The 14,843-nt window shown below is 73.8% G+C and carries 14 protein-coding genes; 7 read left to right on the forward strand and 7 right to left on the reverse strand.

Features of this window, described 5'->3' with window-relative positions; genetic code table 11:
- The coding region (locus Q0L15_RS13165; protein WP_296604900.1) for an HNH endonuclease signature motif containing protein at window positions 1-715 on the forward strand (715 nt) is incomplete at its 5' end.
- Window positions 716-827: 112 nt separating this feature from the next.
- Here the strand turns inward: Q0L15_RS13165 and Q0L15_RS13170 are convergent.
- Window positions 828-1,709 (reverse strand): universal stress protein, encoded by an 882-nt coding sequence (locus Q0L15_RS13170; RefSeq protein WP_296604901.1) that lies wholly within the window; start codon window positions 1,707-1,709, stop codon window positions 828-830.
- Window positions 1,710-1,913: 204 nt separating this feature from the next.
- On the opposite strand from Q0L15_RS13170, the gene Q0L15_RS13175 reads away from it, so the two are divergent.
- Window positions 1,914-2,321 carry a pyridoxamine 5'-phosphate oxidase family protein gene (locus Q0L15_RS13175; RefSeq protein ID WP_296604902.1) on the forward strand — a complete coding sequence of 136 codons (408 nt, stop codon included), beginning with the start codon at window positions 1,914-1,916 and terminating at the stop codon, window positions 2,319-2,321.
- On the opposite strand, the gene Q0L15_RS13180 is transcribed toward Q0L15_RS13175, so the two are convergent.
- The 3 genes from Q0L15_RS13180 to Q0L15_RS13190 form a co-directional block, all read right to left on the reverse strand.
- Window positions 2,302-4,959, reverse strand: a complete 2,658-nt coding sequence (locus Q0L15_RS13180) for a cation-transporting P-type ATPase (RefSeq protein WP_296604903.1) — start codon at window positions 4,957-4,959, stop codon at window positions 2,302-2,304. The genes Q0L15_RS13175 and Q0L15_RS13180 overlap by 20 nt on opposite strands.
- Window positions 4,956-5,876, reverse strand: a complete 921-nt coding sequence (locus Q0L15_RS13185; RefSeq protein ID WP_296604904.1) for a universal stress protein — start codon at window positions 5,874-5,876, stop codon at window positions 4,956-4,958. Before Q0L15_RS13185 ends, Q0L15_RS13180 begins: the two co-directional genes overlap by 4 nt.
- Before the next feature lie 147 nt (window positions 5,877-6,023).
- Window positions 6,024-6,923: a universal stress protein gene (locus Q0L15_RS13190; protein WP_296604905.1), complete on the reverse strand. Its 900-nt coding sequence runs from the start codon at window positions 6,921-6,923 to the stop codon at window positions 6,024-6,026.
- Window positions 6,924-7,170: 247 nt separating this feature from the next.
- On the opposite strand from Q0L15_RS13190, the gene Q0L15_RS13195 reads away from it, so the two are divergent.
- Entirely contained in the window at window positions 7,171-7,776 is a 606-nt protein-coding gene (locus Q0L15_RS13195; protein ID WP_296604906.1) for a flavodoxin family protein, read from the forward strand.
- A gap of 27 nt (window positions 7,777-7,803) precedes the next feature.
- Here Q0L15_RS13195 and Q0L15_RS13200 read toward each other — a convergent pair whose 3' ends face one another.
- On the reverse strand, window positions 7,804-9,537 hold the full coding sequence (locus tag Q0L15_RS13200; RefSeq protein WP_296604907.1) for a GAF domain-containing protein: 1,734 nt from the start codon (window positions 9,535-9,537) through the stop codon (window positions 7,804-7,806).
- A gap of 174 nt (window positions 9,538-9,711) precedes the next feature.
- Between Q0L15_RS13200 and Q0L15_RS13205 the strand changes: the two genes are divergently transcribed.
- Window positions 9,712-10,134, forward strand: a complete 423-nt coding sequence (locus Q0L15_RS13205) for a pyridoxamine 5'-phosphate oxidase family protein (RefSeq protein ID WP_296604908.1) — start codon at window positions 9,712-9,714, stop codon at window positions 10,132-10,134.
- A gap of 114 nt (window positions 10,135-10,248) precedes the next feature.
- On the opposite strand, the gene Q0L15_RS13210 is transcribed toward Q0L15_RS13205, so the two are convergent.
- A complete protein-coding gene (locus Q0L15_RS13210; protein WP_296604909.1) occupies window positions 10,249-10,908 on the reverse strand; it encodes a response regulator transcription factor in 660 nt (219 codons plus the stop codon).
- 153 nt (window positions 10,909-11,061) lie between these two features.
- On the opposite strand from Q0L15_RS13210, the gene Q0L15_RS13215 reads away from it, so the two are divergent.
- The 3 genes from Q0L15_RS13215 (at window position 11,062) to Q0L15_RS13225 (ending at window position 13,856) form a co-directional block, all read left to right on the forward strand.
- A complete protein-coding gene (locus Q0L15_RS13215; protein WP_296604910.1) occupies window positions 11,062-11,652 on the forward strand; it encodes a CBS domain-containing protein in 591 nt (196 codons plus the stop codon).
- 191 nt (window positions 11,653-11,843) lie between these two features.
- The gene (locus Q0L15_RS13220; protein ID WP_296604911.1) at window positions 11,844-12,872 is read left to right on the forward strand and encodes a hypothetical protein; all 1,029 of its coding nucleotides are present in this window, start codon (window positions 11,844-11,846) and stop codon (window positions 12,870-12,872) included.
- Window positions 12,873-12,959: 87 nt separating this feature from the next.
- Window positions 12,960-13,856 carry a universal stress protein gene (locus tag Q0L15_RS13225; protein WP_296604912.1) on the forward strand — a complete coding sequence of 299 codons (897 nt, stop codon included), beginning with the start codon at window positions 12,960-12,962 and terminating at the stop codon, window positions 13,854-13,856.
- A 25-nt stretch (window positions 13,857-13,881) separates the two neighbouring features.
- On the opposite strand, the gene Q0L15_RS13230 is transcribed toward Q0L15_RS13225, so the two are convergent.
- Complete coding sequence (locus tag Q0L15_RS13230; protein WP_296604913.1) at window positions 13,882-14,817, reverse strand: universal stress protein; 936 nt, start codon at window positions 14,815-14,817, stop codon at window positions 13,882-13,884.
- Between the last annotated feature and the right edge of the window lie 26 nt (window positions 14,818-14,843).

Genomic DNA, 14,843 nt, shown 5'->3' on the forward strand with positions numbered 1-14,843 from the left:
GGCCGAGCACCGCCGCCTGCTGGCCGCGGAGGGCCGGTTCTTCGACGTCGACACCAACTCCCCCTCGTTGGAGGGAACGGCGACGGTGCGCGGTGAGCTGGACCTGGCCGACGCCCTCGACCTCGACCACGCCGTGACCACCGGCGCCCAGCAGCTCGCCGACCTCGGCTGCGACCAGCCCCTCGACGTGCGCCGTGCGATGGCCGCCGGGGCCCTGGCCCGCGGCGACCTCATGCTGACACCAGAGCAGGCCGAGACAGAGCGGCCGGTCAAGAGGCGTCAGCTCGTGATCTACACGCACCTGTCCGAGAGCGCGCTGGCCGGCGTGGAGAACACCCGCTCCCACGTCCTGGTGGCGCAGGTCGCCGACTGGTGCGCCACCGCCACCGGACCGGTCGTCATCCGGCCCGTGGTCGACCTCGGCGAGCACATCGAGGTCCCCGGCTACACGCCCTCACCACGGCAAGGTGAACAAGTGCTCCTGACGCATCCGACGTGCGTGTTCCCGGGTTGTTCCCGTCCGTCGCGGGGCTGCGACCTCGACCACGTCATCGCCTGGGCCGACGGCGGCCCGACCTGCTCGTGCAACCTCGTCCCGGAGTGCAGGTTCCATCATCGCTTGAAGACCCGCGGCGGCTGGACCCTCCTGCGCGTCGGGCACCGGCTCCTGGTGTGGACCAGCCCCCACGGCCGGACCTACACCCGACATACCTGACCGCCCGACCCCGCCGGCCACGGCCGGCGGGGCCATTCGCATGCGCCGGCACCCGTGGATCGAGCAGCGAGGGCCCCAGGGCCCGAGCGCCCGACGAACGGCGTCGTCGTCGTCAGTGCTCGCGGTCGGCGACCAGCACGGGGCACTCTGCGTGGTGCAGCACCGCGCGGGTGACCGGGCCGAGGTGCGGGGCGAGCGGACGGGTCGTGGGGCGCCGGCTCAGCACGAGCAGCGAGGAGCGCTGCGTGGCCCGCACGAGCGCGTCGACCGGGCGCGCCCAGTGCACGTCGCAGGTCACCAGGTCGCCCTCGATCACCATGCCCGACAGGGCGGTGTCGAGCTCGCGGTAGGCGTCCTCGAGCCACTGCTTCATCGGATAGCCGACGAACGCCACACCCTGGTACGGCTCGGCGATCCAGGCGGCGTGCAGCACGACGAGCGGCCGGCCGGTGGCGCGCGCCAGCTCGAGCGCCGCGGGCGCCTCGTGCTTGACGTCGAGGGGCTCGTCGATGCCCAGGGTGATCGGCAGGCCGGCACCTCCGGACGACGTCCACGTCCGGGGGACGACGAGCACGGGCACGTGCGCGTGGGCGGCGACGTTCGTCGACACCGAGCGGGTCACCAGGCGGCCCACCGGGCCGATCTCGCGCGCCTCGAGCACGATGAGGCGGGTCGCGGTGCCGCGCTCGACGATCGTGCGGGCGACATGACCCTCGACGATCTCGGAGGTGATCGGGACCTGCCCCTCGACCAGGGGCTCCAACCGCTCCACGGCCTCGGTCAGGACGTGCTGGCCCACCTGGGCGTGTGCGCGGCCCAGAGCGAGCTCGTGCTCGTCGCGCGTCGGCACGGTGACGACCTGCGTGTGCGCGACGTGCAGCAGCTCGATGCCGACGCCGAGTCGGCGTGCGTCGGCAGCGGCCACCTCCAGCGCGCCGTCGCCGATGCCGTCCGGGCCCACGGCCACGAGGACACCGATCTCGGTCACGTCCATGACTGTCTCCTCCACCCGCGTCACGGGGCCGCGGCCCCGGTCCTCAGAACCTCTGCCCCCACCATGCTCTGCGGGCCGGGCAGCCGTCAGAGACGTAGGTCCTCCGCCCGGAGGTCGTGGTACCTGGGGCCCGGCTGGCGCGATCGGGTTTACTCGGGACTACCCCCCGGATGACAGCGCGGAGGGCCGATCGGAGGAGGAGTCATGGACAAGGCAGCCCGCGGACAGCTGGTGGACCTCCCCGCCGACGAGTGCTGGCAGCTGCTCACGACCACACCCGTGGGGCGGATCGCGTGGAGCACCTCGACCGGCCCGGTCGTCGTGCCCGTCAACTTCGCCGTCGACGGACACACGATCAAGATCCGCACCGCGGCCTACTCCGCGATGGTGCAGAAGGCGGACGTCGAACGGGTCGCCTTCCAGGTGGACCGCATCGACGAGGCGACGCACACCGGTTGGAGCGTGCTGGCCCGGGGCCGCGCCGAGGTGCGGTACGGCGAGCCCGAGGACGAGTCCGGGCCCGAGCCGTGGCCGCGGGGACCGCGGTCGGCCACCGTGGTCATCGACGTCGACGAGATCACCGGGCGCTGGCTCAACCCCGGCGAGCGCTGACCTCGACGTCGCCCTCGACGTCGTCCACGGCCTCACCGTCGACGCCGTCCTCGACCTCGTCGACGCGGTCCTCGATCCGGCGCCTGAGCACGCGCTGCCACAGCCCGAGGACGAGTCCCGGCGCCAGGCTGAGCGCGAGCACCAGCCCTGCGTCGGCAGCCGGCACGGTGTCGGTGCGCAGCAGGTCGCGCAGCGGCAGCCAGACGACCGCCAGCACCTGGAGAGCAGCGGCGATCAGCACCGCCGCCTCGAGCCCGCGGGACCGCCAGGCGAAGCCGCCCCGAGGTGCGCGCAGCGACAGCGCCACCCCGAGCTGCGCGAGGCCGAGCGTCAGGAACACCCAGGTCTGGCGGTGGCTCTCGGGGGCAAGGAGGCCGGCCGCGAGCGCGACCGCGGCGATGAGTGAGCCCGCCACCAGGATCTGGCGCAGCAGCCCCTGGCCGAGCACCGACTGCTCCGGCGAGGGCGAGGGGCGCTTCATGTCCGCGGGGTCGGCCGGTTCGCCGCCGAAGGCGACCCCGGGGAGCCCGTGGGTGATCATGTTGATCCAGAGGATCTGCCCCGGCCCGAGCGGGATCGGGATGCCGAGGAACGGGCCGGCGACGAGCACCATCACCTCGGCGAACCCGCCGGAGAGGCCGTAGCGCAGGAACTTGCGGATGTTGCCGTAGATGCGCCGGCCCTCACCGACCGCGACGACGACCGTGCGCAGGTCGTCGTCGGCCAGCACGAGGTCCGCCGCCTGGCGGGCGACCTCGGTGCCGCGGTCGCCCATCGCGATCCCGATGTCGGCCCGTCGCAGCGCGGGCGCGTCGTTGACGCCGTCGCCGGTCATCGCGACGACGTCGCCACGGCGCTGCCAGGCGTCGACGATGTCGACCTTGTGCTCGGGACGCACCCGCGCGTACACCCCGATCCGGTCGACCCGGTCGGCCCAGTCGGCACGGTCGCCCCGGCCGACCTCGTCGCCCTCGGCGAGCTCGGGCCCCTCACGGGTGAGCGTCAGCTCGTCGGCGATCGCGCGCGCTGTCGCCGGGTGGTCGCCGGTGATCATCACGGTGCGGATGCCGGCGTCGCGGCAGGCCCGCACGACCTCCTCGGCGGTGGTGCGCGGCGGGTCCGCCAGCGCGGCCAGCCCGCGCAGCACGAGGCCGGCGTCGGGGTCGTCGGGCCGCTCGGAGGAGCGGTGGTCGGCGACCGCCAGCACGCGGTAGCCGCGCTCGGCCAGCCCGGTGGCCGCCAGCTCGGCGGCTGCCGCGACCTCCCGGTCGGCGAGCAGGCCGATCACCGCCTCGGGCGCGCCCTTGCAGACGACCAGCCAGCCGCCCTCGTGGCCGGTGGCCCGGTGGATCGTGGTCATCCGCTTGGTCTCGCTGTCGAACGGCGACTCGTCGACACGCTCCCAGGTGGCGGCGGACTCCAGGGCCGCGGGGTCGTGCTTGGCGACGGCGATCAGCAGCGCGGCCTCCATCGGGTCGCCCACGACCGACCACTCCGCGCCGATGGGGACGTCGGTCCCCTCGGGCCCCTCGGGCAGGTCGCTCGGCGTACCGAGGTGCGCGTCGTTGCAGAGCACCAGGTCGCGGGCCAGGTCGTCGAGGTCGGCCGGTACGGCGTCCGGGTGCTGGGCCACCAGCTCGCCGTCCACGCCGTACCCGTGCCCGGTCACCCGCCACGTCCCGCGCGGCGACCACAGCTCCTGGACCACCATGCGCCCCTCGGTCAGGGTGCCGGTCTTGTCCGAGGCGAGCACGGTGACCGAGCCCAGCGTCTCGACGGCGGGCAGCCGTCGCACCAGTGCCGAGCGGCGCGCCATCCGGTAGGCGCCGAGCGCGAGCGCGATCGTGACCACCGCGGGGAGCGACTCCGGGATCGCGGCGACCGCCAGGCTGACCGAGAGGATCACCATGTCGCTGAGGGGTTCGCCGCGCAGCAGGCCGAGCACCAGCACGAGCGCGGCGACCGCCACGGTCAGCACCACCAGCTGGCGCGAGAGCCGTGCCAGCCGGAGCTGCAACGGCGTGGGCCGCACCCCCGCGGCGGCGATCTGGGCTGCGATGCCGCCCAGCCCGCTGTCCGCGCCGGTGCGCGAGACCACGGCGAAGCCGCGTCCTCGCGTGAGCACCGTCCCGGCGAGCACGTCCTCCCCCGGCCCCCGGATGACGGGGACCGACTCACCGGTCATCGCCGACTCGTCGACCTGCAGACCGGCGGCCTCGACCAGCTCACCGTCCGCCGGGACGATGTCACCGGCCTCGAGGCGCACCACGTCGCCGACGACGACGTCCGGCGACGGCACGCGGACCAGCTCACCGTCGCGGAGCACCGTCGCCCAGGGCGCGGCCATCCGGTCCAGCGCGGCCAGGGCGTTGGCGGCCCGGACCTCCTGCACCACCCCGATCGTCGTGTTGAGCACGACCACCGCGGCGATGATCGAGGCGTCCGCGACGTCGCCGAGGGCGACGATCACCACGAAGGCGCCGAGCAGCAGCAGGATCATCGGGTCGCGCAGCTGGTCGTAGACCCGCCCGACCAACCGTCGCTGGCGGCCGCGCGGCGGCAGGTTCGGTCCCTGCTCGCGCAACCGCGCGCCGGCCTCGGCGGCGGACAACCCAGGAGCGCCCGCCGGCCCGTTCACGCCCGGATCGCCCCCGCCTGCTCGAGCACCAGGCCGGGGATCGGCCCGATCGCGTCCGGAGGCACCACCCGCACGGGACAGTGCGCCGAGCGGAGCACGGCCCGCGCGGTGCCGCCCAGGTGGGTGGCGGCGGGTACGCCGTGCGCGCGCCGGACCAGCACGACCACGTCGGCCTCGGCCGATCCCTCGACCAGCGCGAAGCTGGGGTGGTCGTGGACCACGCGGATCTCGACCTCGACGTCGGGGAAGCCGGCCCGCCAGTCCTTGAGGAGCGCCTCCATCTCGTCGATCGACTGACGCCGCCAGTCCTCGGCACCCACCCGGGTCTCGATGATGTCGTCGTAGCCGCTCGGCAGCTTCCAGGCGTGCAGGACGACGAGCTTCGCGCCACGCTCGGCGGCCAGCCCGATGGCGTCGCCGAGCAGGGCGGTCGAGTGCGAGGGCGACTTCACGCCCACCAGCACCACGCCGCGCTGGGGCTCCGGCGTCCAGTCGGCCGGGACGAGCACCATCGGCACGCTGCTGCGGGCGGCGACGCCTGCGGCGGTGTCACCCCGCAGCAGTCGCTCGAGCAGCGGTCGGTTGTCGCGGCCCACCACGACCACCTGGGCGTGCTCGGCGGCGTTCGCCAGCTGCACCGGGCGGGTGCCGTGGTGCAGCCACCCCTCGACCTCGACGTCGGGGGCGATCCGGCGGACCTGCTCCTCGGCGTGGCGCAGGACGCTCGCCCCGGTCTCGGTGAGCTCCGAGGGCGTCAGCGGCATCATCGGCGAGATCGGGACGTAGTCGGGCACGACGTGCACGAGCTTGACGGAGGCACCGGTGCGCCGAGCCTCCTCGACCCCGTAACGCAGAGCGCCTGCGTTCGCGTCGGACCCGTCGACACCGATGACCACGGGACGTGGCTGAGTGGTCATGACCTGACCTCCTGTTGTCGAGCCTGTTCTCCGGCCTTGTCTCCATGGTCGACCCGAGCCGCACCCGAGAGCAGGGCCGACCGCCCGCCGCGCCCGGGCCCTTCGACCCTCAGCCGGTCCCCGGGGGTCCCCGGGCGACGGCGCTGCTCAGCTGCTCGTCACGGGGACCGGGTCGACGACGACCACGGGGCACGCCGACTCCCGCAGCACCGCGCGCACCACCGAGCCCAGGTGCGGACCCCACGGCATCGAGGACCGGTGCCGGCCGAGGACCAGGACGCCGGCCGTCGCGGACTCCGCGACCAGCAGGTCGGCGGGCCGACCGCGCAGCGACACGAGCTCGGAGGGTACGTCGGGGAGCTCGGCCAGCAGGGGCGCGAGGGCCTTCTCGAGCAGCTCGCGGACCCGTACGTCGTAGCTGACCGCCGCCGCCCCGGCGGAGATCACGTCGTCATAGCTGTCGGCGTAGTGCCAGGCGTGCACGAACCGGACCCGGCCGCCGCGCCGCCCGGCCTCCTCGAGCGCGGTGCGCACCACCTCGGCGGAGACGGCCACGTCACCGAGCCCGGCCACGACCAGACGGTCACGCTCGGGATCGGGCGACCAGCCGGCCGGCACCGCGACGACCGGGACGTCGGCGTGGGCCGCGACGGCGTTGGTGACCGAGAGGGTCGGGATCCGTCCCGGTCGGCCCATCCGCTGCCGTTGGAGCACCACCAGCGAGGCGTGCCGGCTGGTGCCGGTGATCGCGGGCACCACGGGGCCGGCGTGCAGCTCGGTGCTGACGGGCAGCTCGCCGAGCTCGTGCTCGAGCCGGCGCGCGACCTCCTCCAGGAGCTCGCTGCCGCGGTCGCGCAGCGCGTCGCCCTCGATCACCATCATCGAGGGCTCGATGCCCACGGCGCCGACGGCGACGCCCGGGACGACGTGCAGCAGGTGCACCCCGACCCCGCGGCGCTCCGCCGCCGCGACGGCGTACGCGAGAGCACCCTCCACGTCCTCGTCCCCGACTCCGAGCAGGATCTTGGCCGGCTTGGTCTCGAGCATGTCGACTCCTTCGTCACGCGTCGACGAGGCGCGGTGGTCGCACCTACCCGGCGAGACTCCACGACCTCCTCGATGCCTCTCCTGCCAATCTCCGCGCACCCGGAGCAGGGCAACAGGGGCCTTGGGCCTGTCTCTCCTCCGAGGGACCTAGGGCCCGAGGCGGGTGGTCCGTCGGCCCGTGCGATCCCCCAGACCCGGATGGACATTGGCAGGTGACGCACGGCACCGTTGGGCAGGAGGCACCACGATGAGCAGCCAGGCACAGCCGGACCCGCCCCCGTCGGACCAAGCACAGGCCCCGGCCCTCAGGGCGCTCGTCGTCTACGAGTCGATGTTCGGCTCGACCCAGGACGTCGCAGCCGCGGTGGCCGACGGCCTGCGCGCCGAGGGTCTGGTCACCCAGCTCGTCGACGTACGGCACGCGCCCGCGCCCCGAGACGCGCAGTTCGACCTCCTGGTCGTCGGTGCACCGACCCACGCGTTCTCCCTGAGCCGGCCCTCGACCCGTCAGGACGCGGTCAGGCAGGGCGCAGCCCCCGAGCTCGCGAGCACGGGCGTGCGGGAGTGGATCGGCGAGATGGGCTCACGCGAGGAGTCGCGGGGTCGCGCGGCGGCGGCGTTCGACACCCGGGTCACCAAGGTCCGCAGCCTGCCCAAGGCGGCCTCGACGCGCGCCTCGCACCTGCTCGCCCGCCGGGGCTACCACCTCGTGTCGCGCCCCACGCCGTTCCTCGTCCACGACGTGAAGGGACCCCTGGTCGCCGGTGAGCTCGAGCACGCCGTCACCTGGGCGCGCGAGGTCGCCGTCGCCGCCCGCCGGTGGCACGCCGAGAACCGCACAGCAGCCGGCTGAGCAGCGGAGCAGGCACGCCGGACGCGGTCAGGAGGGGACCCACCACTCGACGGTGGTGCCCTCGCCGGGGCGCGAGGTGATCGTGCAGTGCCCACCGCGCCGCTCGGCGCGCTGCCGCATGTTCGACAGTCCGCTCTGGGGCACGTCGTCGGGCATCCCGCGCCCGTCGTCGGCGACGGTCAGCCGGATGCCCTCGACGACGGCGAGCTCGACGGTGACCTTCTTGGCCTGGGCGTGCCGCGCGGCGTTGGAGAGCGCCTCGGTGAGGACGGCGAGCACGTCGGGCGCGACGTCGGCGCCGACGCGCGTGCGGACCGGCCCCTCGAACCGCAGCGCGGGCCGGAACTTCAGCGTGCCGGCCGCCCGGTCGACCATCCGCGTGACCTCGGCCTGGATGTCGGAGGCGTTGTCGCCCGACCCGAGCGCGAAGATCGTGCGGCGGATGTCGCGGATCGTGGCGTCGAGGTCGTCGACCGCCGCGTCGAGCTTCTCGGCGATGTCGGGCCGGTCGGCGACCCGCGCCGTGCTCTGGAGGCCGAGCCCGACCGCGAACAGGCGCTGGATGACCAGGTCGTGCAGGTCGCGCCCGATCCGGTCGCGGTCCTCGAAGAGCGCCAGTCGCTGCCGGTCCTCACGGGCCCGCCCCACCTCGATCGCGAGCGCTGCCTGCTCGGCGAAGCGGGCCGGCAGCGAGGGGTCGACGGCGTGGAAGGCCATCAGGTGCTCCGGCTCCCAAGCCAGGGCCAGGGCACCCTCGACCCCCGCGGACCCGCGCAGCGGCACGATGATCGTCGGACCCATCGGTGACCAGCCGAGCGCGCGGGGGACGTTGATCGCGCGCGGGTCGTCGGAGAGGTCCTCGACGGAGACCGGGGCCCCCGTGCGCACCACGCTGCTGGTCAGCGACGACTCCAGGTCGATGGTGTCCATCACCGCCGGGTCGGCGGCCTCGCCGGACACGACGCGCAGTCGCAGCGCGGCCGCGTCGGAGCCAGCGACGATCCAGGCCACGTCGGCGGCGGCCAGCTCGCGAGCGTGGTCGGCGACGATCTGCAGCGCCTCGTCCTGGCCTCCCGGGCCGGCCAGCAGCGCCGTGATCTCCGCGGTCGCGGCGAGCCACCGCTCGCGCCGGGCGGCCTCCTCGTGGAGTCGCGCGTTCTCGATCGCCACACCGGCCGCAGCAGCCAGCCCGACGACGATCGCCTCGTCCTGCTCGGTGAAGTCACCGCCGCCGACCTTCTCGGTGAGGTAGAGGTTGCCGAAGACCTTGTCGCGGATCCGCACCGGCACACCCAGGAAGGACCGCATCGGGGGGTGGTTGGGCGGGAAGCCGTAGGACTCCGGGTGCTCGGCGATGTCGTGCAGCCGCAGCGGGGCGGGCTGGTCGATGATCAGCCCGAGCAGCCCGTGCCCGGTTGGCAGGTCGCCGATCGCGCGGTGCTGGTCGGGGCTCACCCCGTGGGTGACGAAGGTCTGCAGCCGGTGGTCGTTGCCGGCGCCCAGCACCCCGAGCGCGGCGTACTGGGCGTCGGCCAGGTCGCTGGCGATCTCGACGATGCGGCTCAGCAGGTCGTCGAGCGAGAGGTCGGCCGCCATCGTGACCACGGCGTCGAGCAGCAGCCGCCAGCGGGCGCGGTCGTCGAGGACCCCGTGCACCCGCACGAGCACCTCACGGAGCAGCTCGTCGAAGCCGGTCCCAGCCAGCTCCGACCCGATTCGTACAGCGGTGGCGTCCGGCTCAGCATGCCGCGGCGTCTCCATGATGGCCCCCTACTCAACTCCGGCCAGGGCAGACGCTACCAAGTCGGTGGGTCGCCGGGACCAAGGTCCCGCAAGACCGGGTCGCAACGTCCTGGGAGGCGCTCGCCCCGAGGAGCAGCGTGGGGGGATCCACCCGCGGCGAGCCCGCACCGACCACTGCAGACGGAGGACCAGATGACGACACGACAAGAGTCCGAAGGCCGGCTTGCGACGTTGTTGTCCTACGACTGCTGGAGCCTCCTCGAGACCGCGCACATCGCCCGCCTGGGGTGGCTCGGTCCGGACGGCGTGGCGATCGTCCCGGTCAACTACACGGTGGTCGCCGGAGCGGTGTGGTTCCGCACGACCGCCGACTCCACGTTGGCCCGCCAGTGCCGCGACCAGCGCGTCGTGGTCGAGGTGGACCAGATCGACCCGACCACCCGCGCGGGGTGGAGCGTGGTCGTGGTCGGCACGGCCGAGCTCGTCGAGGCCCAGGACGTCCCGGACATGCTCATCGGGCTCGAGGTCTGGCCGACCGGCAGCCGCACGCTGTTCGTACGCGTCGACGTGCACGAGGTCACCGGACGCCGGCTCTACGGCGTCAACGGGGACTGAACGCTGGACCCTGGGAAGCCCTGGAGGAGCCGGAAGGACCCGGGACCGGGAGCCGACAGGCTCCCGGTCCCCATGACCCCCGGTCTCGTGGTCCTCTGCCGAGGACGTCTCGGCTCAGACGCCGAGGTGCTTGGTCGCGAAGATCGCGGCCTGGGTGCGGCTCTCGAGGCCCAGCTTGGCGAGCATCGAGGACACGTAGTTCTTCACGGTCTTCTCCGCCAGGCACAGGTGTGCGGCGATCTGCCGGTTCGTCATGCCCTGGCCGATCAGCTCGAGGATCCGCTGCTCCTGAGCGGTGAGCTGCTCGATGGAGGGGTCCATCCGCGGGCCTGCGCGCAGTCGGTCGAGCACGTGCGCCGTGACCGCGGGGTCGAGCATCGACTGTCCTGCGGCGACCCGACGGACCGTCTCGACGAAGTCGGTGCCCTTGACCTGCTTGAGGATGTAGCCGGCCGCGCCGGCCATGATCGCGGAGAACAGCGCCTCGTCGTCGTCGTACGACGTCAGGATCAGCGCGGCGATGCCCGGGTCCACCGAGCGGACGTCACGACAGACGTCGATGCCCGAGCCGTCGGGCAGCCGGCCGTCGAGAATGGCGACGTCGGGCCGGAGCGCGGGAATGCGGCGGGCGGCCTCGACGGCCAGGCCGGACTCACCGATGACGACGATGTCGCCCTCGCTCTCCAGCAGCTCCCGGATCCCGCGGCGCACCAACTCATGGTCGTCGAGCAGGTAGACCGTGATCTTCCCGCTCGGACGCTCTGCCTCCTCCATGCTCATCAACCTAGGTGGCCGAGCTCCGCTTGTTGCCTGTCGATCGCCCCCGGTTAGCGGGACCTTCGTCCCTGGGTCCGCGGCCCCTGGCACCGGAGGCTGGAGCCAGGAACCGACGACGATGTCGGCCGCTGCCGAAGGAGGGCGAGCACCATGTTGGTGCAGGACCTGATGACCCCCGAGCCGATGACGGTGCGTCCCTCGACCACGATCAAGGACGCGCTCTCGCGGCTCGCCCAGCACGGCATCACCTGCATGCCGGTCGTGGACGGGAACAACCGTCTGCAGGGCGTCGTCAGCGAGGCCGACCTGATCCGCGACGTCCTCGCCCCCGACCCCCGAGCCCAGGAGCGCCCGGTCTCGCTGGAGCCCGTGTTCCCGCCGCGCACCGTCGAGGAGGTCTACACCCGGCACCCGGTCGCCGTGCGAGCACACGACGACCTGGCCCGCGCGGTGGACGTGATGACCTCGACGGCCGTCAAGAGCCTGCCGGTCATCGACGACGACGGCCACCTGGTCGGTGTCGTGAGCCGGAGCGACGTCGTGCAGGTGCTGGCACGAGCCGACGACAAGATCGCCGCCGACGTCGACGAGCTGCTGGCCTCGCTGGGCCACGCCGACTGGCTGGTCGAGGTCTCGGAGGGCATCGTGAACGTCTCCGGACCCTCCGGCGCCCCCGAGCGCTCGCTCGCCCAGGTCGTGGCGCACACCGTCCCCGGCGTGATCGAGGTCCGGGTGGACTGACCCTCTCGTTCGAGCCCGGCCGGAGCCCAGCCGGAGCCCAGCCGGAGCCCAGCCGGAGCCCAGCCGGAGCCCGGGGTCCGGCCGCGTGACCAGCCGCTCATGGTCACAAGGTCTCGGGACCAAATCCCCTGGTCCGAGGCCCTGGGCCCGGCGATGGTTGACCGACCGTGCTCGGAGGGGGGTCGTCTCACATGTCCAGGACCAAGGAGGCCGGCGTGACGCCAGGGGCCATGGGCGTCAAGCGTCCGGACGCCGCCCCGGGGCTGCGCGTGGCCGAGGCCGCCCTGCGGGCGCCCAGCGTGCACAACACCCAGCCCTGGCTGTGGCGGGTGCGCGGTGACCGCGTGGAGCTGCACGCCGACCGGTCCCGTCAGCTGGCGGCCAGCGACACCTCCGGCCGCAACCTGACCATCAGCTGCGGGGCGGCCCTGAACCAGGCCGCCGTGGCCGCCGCGGCGCTCGGCTGGCCCGCCGAGATCACCCGGCTGCCCGACCCCCGCGACCCCGACCACCTGGCGACGCTGCACCTGCGCGTCGGCGCCCGGCCCCCGGAGGCGGTCGAGGACCTCCAGGCCCTGCTGGAACGGCGTACGGACCGTCGCCGCTTCACCTCCTGGCCGATCCCGCCGGAGCGTCTGGGCCGGCTGGCGACCTCCGTCGAGATCGACCAGGTGCGGGTGGTGCCGGTGGCCGCGGCGACCGACCGGGTCCGCGTCGAGCTGCTCGTGAGCCGGGCGACCACGATCGAGAGGGCCGACCAGCGCTTCGCCGACGAGCAGCGCTCGTGGCTCGACCACAGCGACGTCGACGGGATCCCTCGCGAGCTGCTGCCCGAGCCCGACGGGCGCACCCCCAGCCGACTCTCCCGGTTCGTCGAGCACACGCCGACGCAGGACCCGCGGGGCACGATCGAGAACTCCGACGGACTGCTGATCATCGGCACCGAGACCGACGACCCGGAGGGATGGCTGCGCGCCGGCGAGGCCCTCAGCATGGTGTGGCTCCACGCGATGAAGGACGGGTTGTCCGTCGTGCCGCTCAGCCAGGTGATCGAGGTCGACGAGACGCGCGCCGCCCTCCACCACGAGGTCCTCGGCGCCCTGCTGCACCCCCAGCTGCTCGTGCGCACCGGCTGGCAGGAGATCTCGCGCAGCGCGCTGCCGCGCACACCGCGCCGGCCTCTGGACGAGGTCCTGATGCCCGCCACCCGCAAGCGCTAGGCCGTGCCCTAGACGAGGGGTCCTAGGTCCCGGGCCCCGAGCCCTCCGGCCATGGTCCGGCCCCTGGCGTCGATCGAGAATGGGGGCATGACCACCACCGTGCCTGCCGGGTCCGTCGTCGTCGGCGTCGACGGCTCGGCGTCCGCGTCCCACGCCGTCGACGAGGCCGCGACACTGGCGGCCGCGGAACGGCGCCCGCTCGTGCTCGCGCACGCGGCTCCCGCCCCGGCCCCCGCCGGCACGGGGTGGATGGAGGCGACCGGCGTCGACCACCGCCACGTGTGCCGGATGATCAAGGAGGACGCCCGCGCGTTGCTCTCGGCGGCCGAGAAGCCGGTGCGCGAGGCGTATCCCGATCTCGAGATCCACCAGGTCATCCGCCTGGGCGACCCCCGCGAGACGCTGCTCGAGACCTCCGACGAGGCGGCCCTGATGGTCGTCGGCACCCGCGGCCTGGGGCCGATCCGACACCTCCTCCTCGGCTCCGTCAGCAGCGCGATGGTCAAGCACGCCCGGTGTCCCGTGGCCGTGGTGCGCGCCCAGCCGGCCGACCGGGGCGCGCGCGTGGTCGCAGGCATCGCCGGCGAGCCCGACGACGTCGGCATCCTCGACGTCGCGTTCCGGGTCGCCGAGGCCCGCCAGCTGCCGCTGACGGTGCTCCACTGCTTCTGGGACGCCGTCCGCGTCGCCGAGGGGATCCGCGACGTCGCCCCCGGGACGCCCGGGACCGACGACCTCTGGCACGCGCTCGAGGAGGCGGTCCGTCCGCACGCGGCGGCCCACCCCGGCGTCGAGGTGCACCACCAGCTGAGCTGCGGCATGGCCGACGAACGCCTGCTCCAGGAGTCGCGCGAGGCCGCGGTCGTCGTGATCGGCCATCGTCGCAAGCCGTTCCTCAACGAGCTCGTCTACGGTTCGATCGCGCCGGTCGTGGTCGAGCGGGCCGCGTGCAGCGTCGTGGTGGTGCCGATCGGGCTCGGCTGATCCCCGCCCGCCCGCTCGGTCAGGGTCAGGCAGGCTGCGACGCGCGCCGGGGCGTGCGCCGGCTCCGGCTCGGCCGGCGTGGTGTCGTCAGCAGAACCGGGCACACGGCCTCGGCGAGCACCGACCGGGCGATCGGGCCGAGGTGGGAGTCGCGCGGCAGCACCGGGTCGTGGCGTCCGAGGACCAGCAGGCAGGCGTGCCGGGAGGCGTCGATGAGCACCGCGCCCGGGCGCGCCTTGCGCACGTGGAGCTCGACCGGGACCTCGCCGTACTCGGCCTGGAGCTCGGGCAGCACCGCCTCGATCTCACCGCGCAGACGCTCGGGCCAGGTGTGGTCGGCGGCGAACGCCACCGGGTCGTGCACGTAGGTGGTCGGGTCCCACCAGCTGCTCACGACGGTGAGCAACGCCTGTCGGTCACGCGCCGCCTGGAAGGCCTCGTGCAGGACCGGCAGGCTCTGGCTCGGGTGGTCCACGCCGACCACGACGTGGGCCGGCGCCTGGTCCTCGGTCCACTCGTCGGGCACCGACACGACCGGGACGTGCACCCGGGCGGCCACCCCACCGGTGATCGAGCGGACATAGGGGTGGGTGCGCCGCGACTCCGGCGAGCGACCGACCACGACCAGCGGCGCGTCGTGGGCGGAGGCGTAGACCGCCGAGACCACGGTCGCACGCGCGAGCGTCGAGGTGACGGGGACCAGGCCACCGACCACCGCGACCGCATGGCGCACGGCGGCGCCGAGCACGTCGCCGGCCTCCTGCTCGAGCCTGGCTCGCTCGGCGCCGGTCCGGCCGTCGAGGTCCGCGTCGGCCGGAGTCTCACCGCCGCCGGCGTACATCCCGTGCACGAGGTGGAGACCGCGGTGCAGGCGGAGCGCCTCGGCCGCGGCGAACTCGATCGCCACCGGTGAGACCTTCGCTCCGACGGCGACGACCACGGGGGCTGGTGTGGTGTGCATCGGGCCTCCGATCTCTCCGATCCACG

This window comes from Nocardioides sp. (genome assembly GCF_024509035.1).
Taxonomy (GTDB): domain Bacteria; phylum Actinomycetota; class Actinomycetes; order Propionibacteriales; family Nocardioidaceae; genus Nocardioides.

Coding starts and splice junctions, on each gene's coding strand:
- Q0L15_RS13175 (WP_296604902.1), top strand. CDS start 1,914: ATGGACAAGGCAGCCCGCGGACAGCTGGTGGACCTCCCCGCCGACGAG.
- Q0L15_RS13210 (WP_296604909.1), bottom strand. CDS start 10,908: ATGGAGGAGGCAGAGCGTCCGAGCGGGAAGATCACGGTCTACCTGCTC.
- Q0L15_RS13195 (WP_296604906.1), top strand. CDS start 7,171: ATGAGCAGCCAGGCACAGCCGGACCCGCCCCCGTCGGACCAAGCACAG.
- Q0L15_RS13230 (WP_296604913.1), bottom strand. CDS start 14,817: ATGCACACCACACCAGCCCCCGTGGTCGTCGCCGTCGGAGCGAAGGTC.
- Q0L15_RS13225 (WP_296604912.1), top strand. CDS start 12,960: ATGACCACCACCGTGCCTGCCGGGTCCGTCGTCGTCGGCGTCGACGGC.
- Q0L15_RS13190 (WP_296604905.1), bottom strand. CDS start 6,923: ATGCTCGAGACCAAGCCGGCCAAGATCCTGCTCGGAGTCGGGGACGAG.
- Q0L15_RS13170 (WP_296604901.1), bottom strand. CDS start 1,709: ATGGACGTGACCGAGATCGGTGTCCTCGTGGCCGTGGGCCCGGACGGC.
- Q0L15_RS13215 (WP_296604910.1), top strand. CDS start 11,062: ATGTTGGTGCAGGACCTGATGACCCCCGAGCCGATGACGGTGCGTCCC.
- Q0L15_RS13185 (WP_296604904.1), bottom strand. CDS start 5,876: ATGACCACTCAGCCACGTCCCGTGGTCATCGGTGTCGACGGGTCCGAC.
- Q0L15_RS13205 (WP_296604908.1), top strand. CDS start 9,712: ATGACGACACGACAAGAGTCCGAAGGCCGGCTTGCGACGTTGTTGTCC.
- Q0L15_RS13220 (WP_296604911.1), top strand. CDS start 11,844: ATGTCCAGGACCAAGGAGGCCGGCGTGACGCCAGGGGCCATGGGCGTC.
- Q0L15_RS13200 (WP_296604907.1), bottom strand. CDS start 9,537: ATGGAGACGCCGCGGCATGCTGAGCCGGACGCCACCGCTGTACGAATC.